The sequence below is a fragment of the Streptomyces sp. bgisy159 genome (assembly GCF_965341775.1).
In the GTDB taxonomy this organism is placed as follows: domain Bacteria; phylum Actinomycetota; class Actinomycetes; order Streptomycetales; family Streptomycetaceae; genus Streptomyces.
In genome coordinates this window covers 144233-157211 of sequence record NZ_CBDQZH010000007.1, presented here as the reverse complement: position 1 = coordinate 157211, position 12979 = coordinate 144233, and the positions used below count along the sequence as shown (strand labels likewise).

13 protein-coding genes are annotated in these 12979 nt (G+C 72.9%); 5 read left to right on the top strand and 8 right to left on the bottom strand.

The genetic code is table 11. The features are described from left to right. The first annotated feature begins 21 nt into the window (after nt 1–21). The gene (locus ACSLTV_RS10090; RefSeq protein ID WP_432134487.1) at nt 22–483 is read left to right on the top strand and encodes a carboxymuconolactone decarboxylase family protein; all 462 of its coding nucleotides are present in this window, start codon (nt 22–24) and stop codon (nt 481–483) included. 18 nt (nt 484–501) lie between these two features. Here ACSLTV_RS10090 and ACSLTV_RS10085 read toward each other — a convergent pair whose 3' ends face one another. From ACSLTV_RS10085 to ACSLTV_RS10070, 4 genes are all read right to left on the bottom strand, one after another. Continuing rightward, on the bottom strand, nt 502–2976 hold the full coding sequence (locus ACSLTV_RS10085) for an alpha-L-arabinofuranosidase C-terminal domain-containing protein (protein ID WP_435611992.1): 2475 nt from the start codon (nt 2974–2976) through the stop codon (nt 502–504). Between the two features lie 155 nt (nt 2977–3131). Further along, the gene (locus ACSLTV_RS10080) at nt 3132–3701 is read right to left on the bottom strand and encodes a histidine phosphatase family protein (RefSeq protein ID WP_432134489.1); all 570 of its coding nucleotides are present in this window, start codon (nt 3699–3701) and stop codon (nt 3132–3134) included. A 94-nt stretch (nt 3702–3795) separates the two neighbouring features. Next, complete coding sequence (locus ACSLTV_RS10075) at nt 3796–4215, bottom strand: GNAT family N-acetyltransferase (protein WP_432134490.1); 420 nt, start codon at nt 4213–4215, stop codon at nt 3796–3798. A 63-nt stretch (nt 4216–4278) separates the two neighbouring features. Beyond that, the gene (locus ACSLTV_RS10070; protein ID WP_432134491.1) at nt 4279–5715 is read right to left on the bottom strand and encodes a PLP-dependent aminotransferase family protein; all 1437 of its coding nucleotides are present in this window, start codon (nt 5713–5715) and stop codon (nt 4279–4281) included. On the opposite strand from ACSLTV_RS10070, the gene ACSLTV_RS10065 reads away from it, so the two are divergent. Together ACSLTV_RS10065 and ACSLTV_RS10060 are read left to right on the top strand one after the other, a co-directional pair. Next, nucleotides 5714–6631 carry a DMT family transporter gene (locus tag ACSLTV_RS10065; RefSeq protein ID WP_432134492.1) on the top strand — a complete coding sequence of 306 codons (918 nt, stop codon included), beginning with the start codon at nt 5714–5716 and terminating at the stop codon, nt 6629–6631. The genes ACSLTV_RS10070 and ACSLTV_RS10065 overlap by 2 nt on opposite strands. A gap of 115 nt (nt 6632–6746) precedes the next feature. After that, complete coding sequence (locus ACSLTV_RS10060) at nt 6747–6950, top strand: DUF1918 domain-containing protein (protein ID WP_432134493.1); 204 nt, start codon at nt 6747–6749, stop codon at nt 6948–6950. A 1-nt stretch (nt 6951) separates the two neighbouring features. On the opposite strand, the gene ACSLTV_RS10055 is transcribed toward ACSLTV_RS10060, so the two are convergent. Further along, nucleotides 6952–8196 carry a glycoside hydrolase family 10 protein gene (locus ACSLTV_RS10055; RefSeq protein ID WP_435611991.1) on the bottom strand — a complete coding sequence of 415 codons (1245 nt, stop codon included), beginning with the start codon at nt 8194–8196 and terminating at the stop codon, nt 6952–6954. A 181-nt stretch (nt 8197–8377) separates the two neighbouring features. On the opposite strand from ACSLTV_RS10055, the gene ACSLTV_RS10050 reads away from it, so the two are divergent. Both ACSLTV_RS10050 and ACSLTV_RS10045 read left to right on the top strand, forming a co-directional pair. Continuing rightward, entirely contained in the window at nt 8378–9250 is an 873-nt protein-coding gene (locus tag ACSLTV_RS10050) for a 3-hydroxybutyryl-CoA dehydrogenase (protein WP_432134495.1), read from the top strand. Nucleotides 9251–9443: 193 nt separating this feature from the next. Then, on the top strand, nt 9444–9701 hold the full coding sequence (locus tag ACSLTV_RS10045; protein WP_432134496.1) for a hypothetical protein: 258 nt from the start codon (nt 9444–9446) through the stop codon (nt 9699–9701). Here ACSLTV_RS10045 and ACSLTV_RS10040 read toward each other — a convergent pair. The 3 genes from ACSLTV_RS10040 to ACSLTV_RS10030 form a co-directional block, all read right to left on the bottom strand. Further along, a complete protein-coding gene (locus ACSLTV_RS10040) occupies nt 9698–10228 on the bottom strand; it encodes an NUDIX hydrolase (protein ID WP_432134497.1) in 531 nt (176 codons plus the stop codon). The two genes, ACSLTV_RS10045 and ACSLTV_RS10040, sit on opposite strands and share 4 nt — an antisense overlap. A 97-nt stretch (nt 10229–10325) precedes the next feature. Then, nucleotides 10326–11666, bottom strand: a complete 1341-nt coding sequence (locus ACSLTV_RS10035; protein WP_435611990.1) for a transcriptional regulator — start codon at nt 11664–11666, stop codon at nt 10326–10328. 208 nt (nt 11667–11874) lie between these two features. Then, complete coding sequence (locus tag ACSLTV_RS10030) at nt 11875–12921, bottom strand: PP2C family protein-serine/threonine phosphatase (RefSeq protein ID WP_435611989.1); 1047 nt, start codon at nt 12919–12921, stop codon at nt 11875–11877. Between the last annotated feature and the right edge of the window lie 58 nt (nt 12922–12979).

Here is a 12979-nt window from a genome sequence, read left to right as displayed (position 1 = left end):
CCAGGCTCTAGGGTCGTGTTCATGACCGACCGAGAGCCCGACACGAGCGGGAGCACCACGCGCGCGGAGCGCTTCGCCCGGGGACTGGACGTGCTGCGGAGCGTCGACGGCGAGGCCGGGGAGCGGGTCGTGGACTCGCTCGCCGACATCAGCCCGGAGCTGGCCCACCAGATCGTCGCCTGGGGGTTCGGCGAGATCTACGCGCGGCCCGGCCTCGTGCCGCGCGACCGCCAGCTGGTGACGCTGGGCGCGCTCACCGCGCTCGGCGGCTGCGAGGCCCAGTTGGAGGTGCACGTCAACGCCGCGCTGAACGTGGGTCTCACGCCCGGACAGATCGTCGAGGCGCTGCTGCACTCCGCCGGGTACTGCGGGTTCCCGCGGGCGCTCAACGCGACGCTGGTGGCGAAGAAGGTCTTCGCCGAGCGCGGGCTGCTGCCGGTCGGGCAGCAGCCCGCGGACGGGACACCGGGTTCGCCCGCCTGATCCGGGTCCGCGTGAGCGCTACCTCTGTCTGATCCGCAGGAACGTCACCGAGTTCGCCGGGAAGGTGTACGTGAACCTCGCGGACACCCCGTCGAGGGTCGAGGTCACCGGCGTGACCGGGGTGTCCGTCTCGGTGTTGACCGCGTCGGCGGCGGCCGCCAGCGTGGTCACCCGGGCCCGGGAGCGGACCTTGACGTCGCCGAGGTCGATGGCGGTGCGGGCCCGGGCGTCCTGGGCGTTGACGACCTTGACGATCAGCTCACCGGTGTGCCGGTCCTCGGTGACGACCTGGCGGAAGGGCTCGGCCTTCTGGTCGTCGGTGAAGCTGCCCCACTCCTGGCCGTCGAGGTAGAGGGTCACCTGGCGGCCCCGCACCTTGACGTCGAGGTCGTAGGCGCGCCCGGTCTCGACGGATCCGGCCTTGGTGATCAGCGTGGACTTGGCGCCGTCCGCGGCCTGTTCGACGGCGGACCGCGTGTTGTTCCAGCCGCCGAGGTTCCACCAGTAGTAGTTGCCGGTGTCCTTGACTCCGAAGGCGACGAGGAAGCCTTCCTTGCCGGACTTCTTGGTGGCCTTCACGTGCAGGTCGTAGTCGTGCCAGCTCGGGTCGCCGGCCTGGACGAGGGTGTTCTCGGCCGCCTCGTCGGTCTGGACGTACTGGCCGTCCCGGATGCTCCAGCTGCCGCCGCCGGTGTGGGTCCAGCGGGAGGCGTCGCCGGAGAAGTCGTCGTCGAAGAGGGGGGCGCCGTCGGCGGCGGTGACCTTCACGTCGTCGTACGCCGCGCTGGTGGCCCAGGTGGACAGGCCGATGGCGCCGGTGATCGGGCCGCCGGCGGCGGGTGTGCCGCTGGCCCGCGAGGGGACCACGCGGTCGCCGGTGTTGGTCATGAACAGCTTCTGGACCTCGTAGTTGGCCGAGTTCCAGGAGGCGTGGTTGTTGAACCAGACCATGTCGGGACGCCACTGCACGTAGTCCTCGTTGGCGAACAGCGGTGCGTAGGAGGCCAGCCGGACGACGTCCGCGTTGCGCTCCAGGCCGGTCATGAAGGCCGCCTCGGCGAGGCCGTTGCGCCAGGCGTTGCCCTGGGAGGCGTACTCGCCGAGGAACACCTTGGGGCCCTGGCGGTCGTAGGAGTCGTAGCGGTCGTTGTTCCGCAGGAACCACTGCGGGCTGTTGTAGTAGTGCTCGTCGACCAGGGCGACGTCCGCGTCGCGGTTGAGCTTCCAGGCGGTGTCGAAGATCGCGCCGGTGTCGTCCGGGCCGGAGTTGGAGATGACGGTGATCTCCGGGTACTCGGCCTCGATGGCGGCCCGGAACTTCTGGAAGCGCGCGAAGAACTCCTCGGGCAGGTTCTCCTCGTTGCCGACCTCGATGTGGGTGAGGTGGAACGGCTCGGGGTGGCCCATCCGGGCGCGGACCTTGCCCCAGGTGGAGGTGGCCGGGCCGTTGGCGAACTCGACGAGGTCGAGGGTGTCCTGGATGTGCCGCCGGAGCAGCGCCTCGTCGTCGACGGCGCGGTTCTGTCCGCAGCCGGTCACCAGCGCGGGGACGACGGGCAGCGGCATGGCTCCGACGTCCTCGGCCAGGCGGAAGTACTCGTAGTAGCCGAGCCCGTAACTCTGGTTGTAGCCCCAGAAGTTGGCGTTGGTGGCGCGTTCCTCGACCGGGCCGACGGTGTCCTTCCACTGGTAGGAGCGGGCGCGCTGCCAGCCGCCGGCCTCGCTGTAGTCCTGCATGGAGCCGGTGTTGACCAGGCAGCCGCCGGGGAAGCGGACGAAGCCGGGCCTGAGGGCCTCGATCTTCTCGGCGAGGTCCTTGCGCAGTCCGTTGGGCTCGCCGCGGTAGGTGTCCCGGGGGAAAAGGGACACCATGTCGAGGGCGACCGGGGCGGTGGAGGCGACGGTGAGCCGGCCGTAGCTGCTGGTGCGGCCGGCCGTGAAGGTGGCCCTGTACTGTGCCCAGCCGCCCTCGACCGCGACCCGGCGGGCGGTGGCCAGCGGGCCGGGGGCGTCGGTGAGGGAGACGGTGAGGGTGGTGCCGCTCTCGGCGCGGGCCCACACCGAGAAGTCGTACCTCTTGCCCTTCTCGACCCGGACGCCGGTGTTGTAGCCGCTGTTGGTCACCGACGAACCGGCGTCCAGGGAGAGGTAGGCGCGGTTGCGGTCGTTGAGCCGGCCGGAGTCGTCGCGCACCTGAGCCGTGCCGTCGACGGACCAGGAGGTCAGCGGGGTGTAGGAGCGGTTGTCGACGGCGGAGTACTCGAAGGACCGGTTCTGCACGAGTTCGGCGTACAGGCCGCCGTCCGCGGCCCGGTTGATGTCCTCGAAGAACACGCCGTACATGGTGTCGGCGATGGACGCGCCCCGGGCGGCCGGGTCGACGGTGATCGTGTAGTCGGTGACGGCGGCGGCCTGGGCGGGGGCGGGCAGCGCGGCCGAGGCGGCGAGCAGGGCGGTGACGCTGAGACCGAGTCTCCAGCGGGTGCGTGACATGTGGGCTCCGCGGCTCTCTGTACACAGATGTTCGGGATATCGGACACTGGTCAGCACTTCGAACGAAAGATAGGCAAGAGGTGACAGGGCGTCAATGGTTCACACAACGATCAAGGGGCGGGCGGAGCCGCGGCGGCCGCCCCCGCAGGCTTGCGTCACCCGTCGAAGCGCAGGTTCCAGCGCCCGCCCAGCCCGGTCACCGTGGTCGTGGAGAGGGGGCGGATGTCGATGTTCCAGTACGTCGCCGGCGGGGCCTTGAGCGCGTAGACCAGCGCCGCGCGGATCACCGACGGCTCCGCCACCGCCACGATCCGGCCGCCGTCGCCCACCGGCCGCGTGTCGAGCCAGGCCCCCACCCGCACGATGAACGCGGTCAGCGACTCGCCGCCGTGCGGTGTCGAGCGCGGATCGGCCAGCCAGGCGTCCACCGCCTCCGGCTCACGGGCCATCGCCTCGCCCAGGGTGAAGCCGCGCCAGCGACCCATGTCGCAGTCCCGCAGCGCGAGCTGCACCAGCGGTGCGTAGCCGAGCGCGTCCCCGGTGGCCCGGCTGCGCGGCGTCGGCGAGCAGTAGCGCAGGTCGGCCGCGGCCAGCGGGACCAGCCCGCCCGCGGCGCGCTGCACCTCGCCCCAGCCTGCCTGGTCCAGCGGCTGGTCGTCCTCGAAGCGCTCCGCCATCAGGGGCGTGCTGCGCGCGGCGGCGACGAACGTGACCCGAAGTGACATGCGTGGATGGTGAGCCGCGAAACTACGCAGGTCAAGAGGTGTTACCTCGGAGTTATCGAGAGTTCCCCGGCAGGTGTTCCGGGCAGGCGGAGCGTCAGCCGGAGCCCAGCGCCATCCAGTGCTCGGGCCGCTGAAGCGGCGCGAAGCCGAGCTTCTCGTACACGCCGTGCGCGTCATGGGTGGCGAGCATGATCCGGCGCAGCCCGTACGGCGCCAGCCGGTCCCGCACGGCGGCCACCAGGGCGGTGCCGAGTCCCTTGCCGCGCACCGCCGGGTCGACGTACACGTCGCACAGCCAGGCGAAGGTCGCCCGGTCCGTCACCACGCGGGCGTAGGCGACCTGCTCCCCGGAGGCGGTGTCGTAGACGCCGAAGTTCAGCGACCCCTCGATCGCCCGGTCCTGCTTCTCGCGGGGGCGCCCGAGGGCCCAGTAGGCGTCGGTGGACAGCCAGCGGTGGACGCGCTCGGCGTCGATGCGGGCGGGGTCGGCGGAGATCTCGTAGCCGTCGGTCATGACGGGAACCTCTCAGGTCGGGGCCGTGGTGTCGAACGGATTGATCGGTGCCGCGGCCGCAGGTCAGGGCAGAACCTCGTCGCAGGCGGCCCGCAGCCGCCGCACGCCCTCGCTGATCTCGCTCTCCCCCGCGACCGCCGCGAAACTCAGGCGCACATGGGGAGCCGGGGGTTCGGCGCTGAAGTACGGGCGGCCGGGGGTGAGGGCGACCCCCGCGCGCAGGGCGGCCGCGGTGAACGCGCCCTCGTCGGTGCCGTCCGGGAGACGCAGCCACAGGTGGTAGCCGCCGGACGGCACGTGCGCGAGGCCGAGCTCCGGCAGCCGCAGCCGCAGGGCGGCGGTCATGGCGTCGCGGCGTGCCTTCAGCTCCGCGGCGACGGTGCGCAGATGCCGCGGCCAGGCGGGCGAGCCGACCAGTTCCAGGGTGGCCTCCTGCAGCGGCCGCGGCACGAAGAACATGTCGACGACCTGGATGGCCCGCAGCCGCTCCAGGACCGGTCCGCGCGCGGCCAGCGCGCAGACCCGGAAGCTCGGCGAGGTGGCCTTGGTCAGCGAGGCGATGTGCACGACGACGCCGTCGGGGTCCTCGGCGGCGAGCGGGCGGGGCAGGGGCCCGGCGTCCTCGTGGGCGAGCCGCCGCACGAAGTCGTCCTCCACGACGAAGGCGCCGGCCTCCCGGGCGATGCGCAGCACCTCGGCGCGCCGCTCGGGGGCGAGGACGGCTCCGGTGGGGTTCTGGAAGAGCGGCTGGCAGACGAGGACGCGGGCACCGCTCGCGCGGAACGCGTCGGCCAGCAGGTGCGGCTTGACGCCGTCGGGGTCGACCGGGACGGGGACGGGGCGCAGGCCGGCCGAGCGGGCGATGGCGAGCATGCCGGGGTAGGTGGGCGACTCCACGAGCACGGGCGCGCCGGGCGGGGCGAGCGCGCGCAGCGCGGTGGTCAGGGCGGCCTGGCCGCCGGCGCTCACCAGTACCTCGGCGGCGCTCACGCCCCCGCCGAGCTGGCGGGCGAACCAGTCCCGCAGCTCCGGCAGCCCCTCCAGCGGCGGCCGCCCCCAGGCGCCGGGGCGGCGTCCGGCCCGGGCCAGCGCCGCGGCCATGGCGCGCTCGGGCTGCAGCGAGGGGTGCAGATAGCCGCCGTTGAACTCGATCACCCCGGGCGGCGGCGCGGCCAGCGACACGGTGACCCCGGCGGCCTCCACGGAGCGCGGTACGAGATCGCCGGCGCCGCCGGCGCTCAGCGCGACCTCCTGCCAGGAGGTGTCGCCCTCGGGCACGGCCCGCGGCCGGGGCCGGGCACGGAAGGCGCCGGCGCCCGGCCGGGTCACCACCAGCCCCTCGGCGGCCAGCTGGGCCAGCGCCCGGGAGACGGTGACGGGGCTGACCCGGAAGCGGTCGACGAGCGCCCGGCTCGACGGGAGCTTTCCACCGGGAGAGTAGCGGTCCAGCTCTCTTCGCAGCTGATTCGCCAGTTCGTCCACGCTGCTACGCTCTTGCATGAAGACACAGAGTAGCGCTACCGCCTCACCTCGGATAGCGGTCGGCGGTCCGGTCCGGGCGCGGTCGGCCGGCACCCTGCAGGCGGGGCTCGGCGTCGTCGCCTTCTCGCTGACCTTCCCGGCCACCGCCTGGGGGCTGGAGGGCTTCGGGCCCTGGTCCCTGGTCGCCGTGCGCAGCGTGCTGGCCGCGGTCATCGCGGGCGGCTGCCTGCTGGCACTGCGGATACCGCCGCCCGCACGGCGGCACTGGCCGGGGCTGGCGGTGGTCGGCGCCGGCGTCGTGCTGGGTTTCCCGCTGCTGACCACGCTGGCGCTGCGGACGTCGACCACCGCGCACGCCGCCGTCGTGGTCGGGCTGCTGCCGCTGACCACCGCGGCGGTCTCCGCGCTGCGCATGGGCACCCGGCCCTCGCGCACCTTCTGGCTGGCGGCGCTGGCCGGCGCGGGCGCGGTCGGGGTGTTCACCGTGCGGCAGAGCGGCGGCGCCCTGACCACCGCCGACCTGTACCTGTTCGGCGCGCTGCTGGTGTGCGCGGCCGGGTACACCGAGGGCGGCCGGCTGGCCCGGGTGCTGCCGGGCTGGCAGGTGATCGGCTGGGCGCTGGTGCTGTGCCTGCCGCTGACCCTGCCCGCCGCGGCACTCGCCCTCGCCCACGAGCCGGTCCGGCTGACCGCGCACAGTGTGGCGGGGCTGCTGTGGGTGGCGGCGGGCTCGCAGTTCCTGGGGCTGGTGGTCTGGTACCGGGGCATGGCGGCGATCGGCGTCCCGAAGGCCAGTCAGTTGCAGTTGGCGCAGCCCCTGCTCACACTGGTGTGGTCGGTGCTCCTGCTCGGCGAGCACCTGACGGCGGCCGCCCCGTTGACGGCCGCGGCGGTGCTGGTCTGCATCGCGGTCACCCAGCGGGCACGCGGCTGAACGGGCCGGACGGCCCGCGGCCGGGCCGAGCGGGCCCGCTTCCCGGCGGACCACCGCACCGTAGACTCGAAATGCCACGGAGCCGCTCCCGCACACATCGTGAGGAGGCCGACAGATGCGCGCATCGGTGGGCGACCACCTTGTCCAGCACGGCAGGGTGGTGGGCCAGCACGATCAGGTCTCGGAGGTCGTCGAGGTGATGGGCGAGCAGGGCAACCCGCCCTACCGCGTCCGCTTCCCCGACGGGCACGAGGCCGTCATGTCACCGGGCCCGGACTGCGAGGTCCGGCACCGCGACCAGCAACGGATGCAGAGGTAGTTCAGCGCGGGGGCTTCGCCGGCCGCGTGTAGTGGTCGGCGATCACCCGCGCCAGGGCCCCGGCCCGGTCGGTCCGCACCTCCCGGGCCGCGAAGAAGACATGGCCGCGCGCCTCGGGGTACTTCTTGGCGAGCGTCAGGTGCCGGGACAGCTCGGCCGGATCCCGCCAGGCGGCGGGCTGCGCCGGGTCACCCGCCTTGTACAGCGCCTCCCCCAGGTAGAGCCGGGTGCGGCTGCCCCGCGCGACCTCCGCCCACCAGGGCACCAGCTTGGCGTAGTCGGCGGCGGCCAGGCCGATGTTCCAGTACAGCTGGGGGCAGACGTAGTCCAGCCAGCCCTCGCGGACCCACTTGCGGCTGTCGGCGTAGACGTCGTCGTACGACTGCAGCGCCCGGGTGTCCGAGCCGCGCGGGTCGGTGGCCGCGTTGCGCCACACGCCGAAGGGGCTGATCCCGAACTGGGTGGCCGGCCGGATCGCCTTGATGCGCCCGGCGGTCTCCACGATCAGCTGGTCCACGTTGGCGCGCCGCCAGGCCGCCCGCCCGGAGTGGCCGCCGCCGTAGCGGTCGTAGGCGTCACCGTCGTCGAAGGTCTGGCCCGCCACCGGGTACGGGTAGAAGTAGTCGTCGAAGTGGACGGCGTCGAGCGGGTACTTGCGCACGGCGTCGAGGATGGCGTCCTGGACGAAGGCGCGGACCTCCGGCAGCCCCGGGTTGTAGTAGAGCTTGCCGGCGTACCGCACCACCCACTGCGGATACCGGCGGGCGGGATGGGAGGCGGCCAGGCGGGTGGGGTCGGCGTGCTGGGCGATCCGGTAGGGGTTGAACCAGGCGTGCAGCTCCAGCCCGCGGGCGTGCGCCTCCGTGACGGCCGTGCCCAGCGGGTCCCAGCCCGGGGCCCTGCCCTGGGTGCCGGTCAGCACCTCGGACCAGGGTTCGTACGGGGAGGGCCACAGGGCGTCGGCGGTCGGCCGGACCTGGAGGATCACGGTGTTCAGCCGTCGGCGTACCGCGAGGTCCAGCCAGGAGAGCAGTTCGGCGCGCTGTTCGGCGGCGGTCAGCCCGGCCCGGGAGGGGAAGTCCCGGTTGGCGACGCTCGCCACCCACATGCCCCGCATCTCGGCCGGTTCCGCACGCGGATGGCCGGTGCCAACCGGCGCGGCCGCGGGTGCGGCCGCCGCCGAGCCCGTCGTCGTGACCGCGGTCAGGGCCGCGAGCGCGAAGGCCCGTCGGGTCAGTCGTCCCATGGCTTGTCCCGAGAACTCAGTGGATCCGCCCGGTCACGGATCGCGTCCGCGCCCCAGCATGCCGCCACCCTGCTGATCGATCATCGATACTTACTAGTAACGTGCACGATCGGAGCAGGCGTGCCGCGACCCGGAGGGCCTGCGCCGCACAGCCGGGACGAAGACAGGCGAAGGGAACGATGTGACGGGCACCCCAGCGGGAGACATCGCACGCGTCGGCGTGGTGGGCTGCGGGCAGATGGGGGCGGGCATCGCCGAGGTGTGCGCCCGCGCCGGACTCGACGTCAGGGTCGCCGAGACCACCGGCGAGGCCCTGGAGATCGGCCGCACCCGGCTGTTCAACTCCCTGGCCAAGGCCGCCGAGCGCGGCAAGATCACCGAGGAGGAGCGGGACGCCACCCAGGAGCGGCTCAGCTTCACCACCGACCTCGGGGAGTTCGCCGACCGCGATCTGGTGATCGAGGCGGTCGTGGAGAACGAGCAGGTCAAGACCGAGATCTTCCAGGTCCTCGACCAGGTGGTGACCCGTCCGGACGCCATCCTCGCCTCCAACACCTCCTCCATCCCCCTGGTGAAACTCGCGGTCGCCACCTCTCGGCCCGACCAGGTCGTCGGCGTCCACTTCTTCAACCCGGCCCCGGTGCAGAAGCTCGTCGAGCTGATCCCCGCGCTGACCACCTCCGAGGGCACGCTCGGCCGGGCGCAGCTGTTCGCCGAGAAGATGCTGGGCAAGCACGCCATCCGCGCCCAGGACCGCTCCGGCTTCGTGGTGAACGCGCTGCTGATCCCCTACCTGCTCTCCGCCATCCGGATGTTCGAGACCGGCATCGCCAGCCGGGAGGACATCGACAACGGCATGGAGCTGGGCTGCGCTCACCCCATGGGCCCGCTGAAGCTGTCCGACCTGATCGGGCTGGACACCGTGGCGTCGGTCGCGCAGTCGATGTACGACGAGTTCAAGGAGCCGCTGTACGCCGCTCCCCCGCTGCTGCAGCGCATGGTCGACGCGGGCCGGCTGGGCCGCAAGACCGGCGCCGGCTTCTACACGTACTGACCACGGACCGTGGCCACCGAGGGCCCGGCGCTCTTCCGAGCGCCGGGCCCTCGGCATTCACACACCGTGTGCGCGAGGGACCCGCATATGCCCCGCGCACACGCTCCCCCCGCGCCCACCAGGCGAGTTGACTCTTCATGCGCATGCAAGGGATGTGAATCCACGTGAGTCGACCACGGAAAGGAGCGGAGACGTGACCGCCGAGTCCGAACATCCCGTGACCACCGAGGAACTCGCAGAGTTACGCCGCCGGCTCGACGTGGCGTACGCCCGCGTCGAGGGGGGCTTCGCCCTGCTGACCCATCGCACCAAGGAGACCGCCAGGGAGCTGGACCAGCTGAGCACCCGCGTCATCACCCTGGAGCACCGCCGCTGGCCGCTGCCGTCGCTCGCGGCGGTCACCGGGATCGGCGCCCTCGTCGTCGCGGTCTGGCAGGCGCTCGGTCGTTAGCCGAGCCGCTGGTGGTGCAGGAGCAGTAACGCGGCCGCCATGTTGGCGGCCGGGACCTCCCCGCGGGCGATCATGTCGGGCACGAGTTTGAGCGGGACCCACTCGCGCCGGTCCGACTCGAAGGCGTCCACGGGGTGCCCCAGGTACTCGCCCTCGTCCGACCAGTAGACGTGGTGCCGGGCGTCGGTCAGGCCGTTGGACGGCTCCACGGTCATCAGGTGGTGCAGGGGCCCCGGCCGCCAGCCGGTCTCCTCCTCCAGCTCCCGCGCCGCCGCTGCGCGTATCTCCTCACCGTCCTCGACGACACCGGCCGCGAGTTCCCACCCCCAGCTGTCGGTGATGAAGCGGTGCCGCCACAGCAGCAGCACCTCGTTGGCCGGGTTGACCACCGTGGCGACGGCGACCGGCCGCAGCCGGATCAGGAAGTGGTCCAGATGGCGGCCGTCGGGGAGTTCGACATCCGCGAGGTTGACGCTGAACCAGCGGTTCTCATACACCGTTTGTTCGTTCTGTTTCGTCCACTGCACGGTTCTGCCACCTTCCGTTGGGTAAGGGGCAATATCGCAGCAGGGACACGGAACGGGTCAGGACCCACGGCGGCCCGGAGCCGGGCCCACGGCACGTCTACAGCGGTACCCGCAGTGCTCCGTCGATCAGTTCGGCGGCTTCCGCGGTGCCGGCGCCGCCGCTGCGCACCAGGTGTTCACGCACCGCCCGGAGTCTGTCGCGCAGCCGCTGCGACTCCATCCCCCGGGCCTGCTCGGCCATCTGCACCGCGATGGCCACGGCCTTGTCGGCGTTGCCCTGCCGCAGTTCGATCGTGCTCAGCATGGCCAGCCGGTGCACCCGGCCCCGGTCGTGCGCCGGGTTGTCCACGGCGGCCGCCGCGTGCTCGGCCGCCGCGTTCAGATCACCGAGACTCAGCAGGGCCTCCGCCACCTGCACGTTCACCAGGCCCGGCTGCACGTACCCGGTCTCGTCGGGCTCACCGCCGGGCCTGATGCGCTCGGCGGCGGCCTCCGCGCGCCGGATGCAGGACAGCGCGCTGCCGCCGTCGCCGAGGTGGGCGTACGCCTTGGCCTGCATCGCGTACAGGTCGGAGACCAGTGCGGGGGTGATGTGGTGGCCGGCGGCGCGCAGCGCGGCCTCCGCGAAGGCGACGGCCTGCCGGTACTCCCGCATGAACAGCGACTGGTTGACCAGCAGCGCGATGACGTACGCGCCCAGCCCCCGGTCCCCGCTGGCCTTCGCGAGGCGCAGCGCCTGGTGGAAGTAGCGCTGGGCGAGCCCGTGCGCGTCCGAGTCGTAGGCGCAGATACCGGCGACCGCCACCAGGCCCCCGGTCGCGCGGTGCAGTTGGCGTCCGGTGGCGTCGGTGTACCCGCCGCGCAGCAGGGGCGCCGCCTCGGCGTTGAGGAACCCGACGATCCGGGAGCGGGTCGCCACGCCGCCCGCCTTGCGGTACATCTGCTCGTAGTGGGTGCGGGCCGCACGCAGCATGTGGATGTCGGCCGGCGTGACCCGGTGCCGGCCGCCGCGCGAGACGTCCACGTCCTCGGGCGGGTTCTCCCACTCCCACACCGGCATCACGGCCGGTGTCCCGGTGACCGCCGGGGCGCCCAGGAGGTGGGGGCGCTGCTGCTCGTCGGAGCGCCACAGGGCGGTGGCCCGCTCCACGAAGCCGGAGAGCGAACCGGCGTGCGGGGCGGCCGGCTCACCCGGGACGCCGAGGCCGATGTCGTCCAGGGTCACCGACCGGTGCAGCCGGACCGCGAGCACCTCGCAGATCAGGTCGGGCACCTGGCCGCGCGGCCGCTGGCCCTTCAACCAGCGGGCGACCGCCGTGTGTTCGTAGCGCAGGGAGAGTCCGCGGGCGCGTCCCGCCTGGTTGACGTGGGCGGCGAGACCGGCGTGCGAGATGCCCGCCTCGTCCAGGATCGCGTCGAGCAGAGTGTTGGGCTGCATGGGTGCCCCCCGGTCGCCTCGGTGGTCGTCAGCGTAGTGGCTCCGCGTTCACACGGGGTGTGAACCAAGTGCCCGAATCCGCAGGGTGCGCGCACTGTCGCGGAGCGTTTCGAGTCGGTTGACTGAAATGCCGGGTCGCCGGCTCCCCCTCGTTGTTACGGCGACCCGGTTCACCGCTGGGCGACCCGGTTCACCGCTGGGCGACGCGTCATCCGGTGCGGTGCGCCGCGGCCCGTCCGGCGCTCGCCGGCGCCCGCGAAGTCGGGTGCGGGGAACGGTCGTTGCGCAGGGCGAGCAGCGCCATGTCGTCCTGCGGCCGGCCCGCCGTGTGCCGGACGAGCGCGGAGACGACGGTGCGGGGGACGAGGTGGGTCGGGTGACGGGCCACCCGGCGCAAGGCCGCCGGCAGCGAGAAGTAGCGGCCCCTGGCATCCCTGGCGTCCTCCACGCCGTCCGTGTAGAGGACCAGGGACTCGCCAGGGAGCAGCGGTCCGCAGGAGGTGGCCGCCAGGTCGGGCGGGAGGGGGAAGAGGCCCAGCGGTGGCAGCGGGTCCGTCCGGCACCCGGGCTCGACCCGGTCGCCGCTGATCAGATACGGCCAGGGGTGACCGCAGTTGAGGGCGCGGACCTCGCCGTCCCGGGCGATCTCCAGGAGCAGCAGCGTGACGAACTCCTCCGCGACCGGGTGGTCCGGGTCGCGTCCGCTCACCGCCGGGTGCTCCTCCCGGGCCCGCTGGCGCAGATGCCGGGCCAGGGTGCGGTCGAGTCTGCGCAGCACTCCGGCGAGGTCGGGCTCGTCGTGGGCGGCCTCGCGGAAACCGCCTAGCAGGGCGCCGACGGTGGCCGGCGCGGCCAGTCCGTGCCCGCGGACGTCGCCCATCACCACCCGTACGCCGTGCTCCCCGGCGATCACGTCGTAGAGGTCGCCGCCCACGCCGGCGCCGCGGTCGGCGGAGAGCTGGGCGGCGGCGACGTCCAGCCCGTCGACGCGGGGCGGCAACGGTCGCAGCAGCACGCTCTGCGCGGCTCCGGCGACCCGCCGGACCTGCCGCAGCTCCCGTATCAGGGCCCGCCGCACGTGACAGACCAGCCCGGTGCCGACGGCGAAGAACACGGCGCTGCTGACCAGCCGGGCGCCCAGCGAGGTCTGCTGGGCGAGCGGGCAGACGATCTTGTAGGCGATCGCGACGGCGCCCCAGACCATGGGCAACCCCGACGCGAGGACTCGCCGCAGCGGCCGCCTGATGCCGAACATGTCGATGGCCCCCCATCCAGGCCCGGACAGCACAGACAGACCGGCCCCGAAGGACCGG

Excerpts from the sequence above, each read along its gene's own strand:
- ACSLTV_RS10090 (WP_432134487.1), top strand. The coding sequence starts at position 22 with ATGACCGACCGAGAGCCCGACACGAGCGGGAGCACCACGCGCGCGGAG.
- ACSLTV_RS10085 (WP_435611992.1), bottom strand. The coding sequence starts at position 2,976 with ATGTCACGCACCCGCTGGAGACTCGGTCTCAGCGTCACCGCCCTGCTC.
- ACSLTV_RS10080 (WP_432134489.1), bottom strand. The coding sequence starts at position 3,701 with ATGTCACTTCGGGTCACGTTCGTCGCCGCCGCGCGCAGCACGCCCCTG.
- ACSLTV_RS10075 (WP_432134490.1), bottom strand. The coding sequence starts at position 4,215 with ATGACCGACGGCTACGAGATCTCCGCCGACCCCGCCCGCATCGACGCC.
- ACSLTV_RS10065 (WP_432134492.1), top strand. The coding sequence starts at position 5,714 with ATGAAGACACAGAGTAGCGCTACCGCCTCACCTCGGATAGCGGTCGGC.
- ACSLTV_RS10070 (WP_432134491.1), bottom strand. The coding sequence starts at position 5,715 with ATGCAAGAGCGTAGCAGCGTGGACGAACTGGCGAATCAGCTGCGAAGA.
- ACSLTV_RS10060 (WP_432134493.1), top strand. The coding sequence starts at position 6,747 with ATGCGCGCATCGGTGGGCGACCACCTTGTCCAGCACGGCAGGGTGGTG.
- ACSLTV_RS10055 (WP_435611991.1), bottom strand. The coding sequence starts at position 8,196 with ATGGGACGACTGACCCGACGGGCCTTCGCGCTCGCGGCCCTGACCGCG.
- ACSLTV_RS10035 (WP_435611990.1), bottom strand. The coding sequence starts at position 11,666 with ATGCAGCCCAACACTCTGCTCGACGCGATCCTGGACGAGGCGGGCATC.
- ACSLTV_RS10030 (WP_435611989.1), bottom strand. The coding sequence starts at position 12,921 with ATGTTCGGCATCAGGCGGCCGCTGCGGCGAGTCCTCGCGTCGGGGTTG.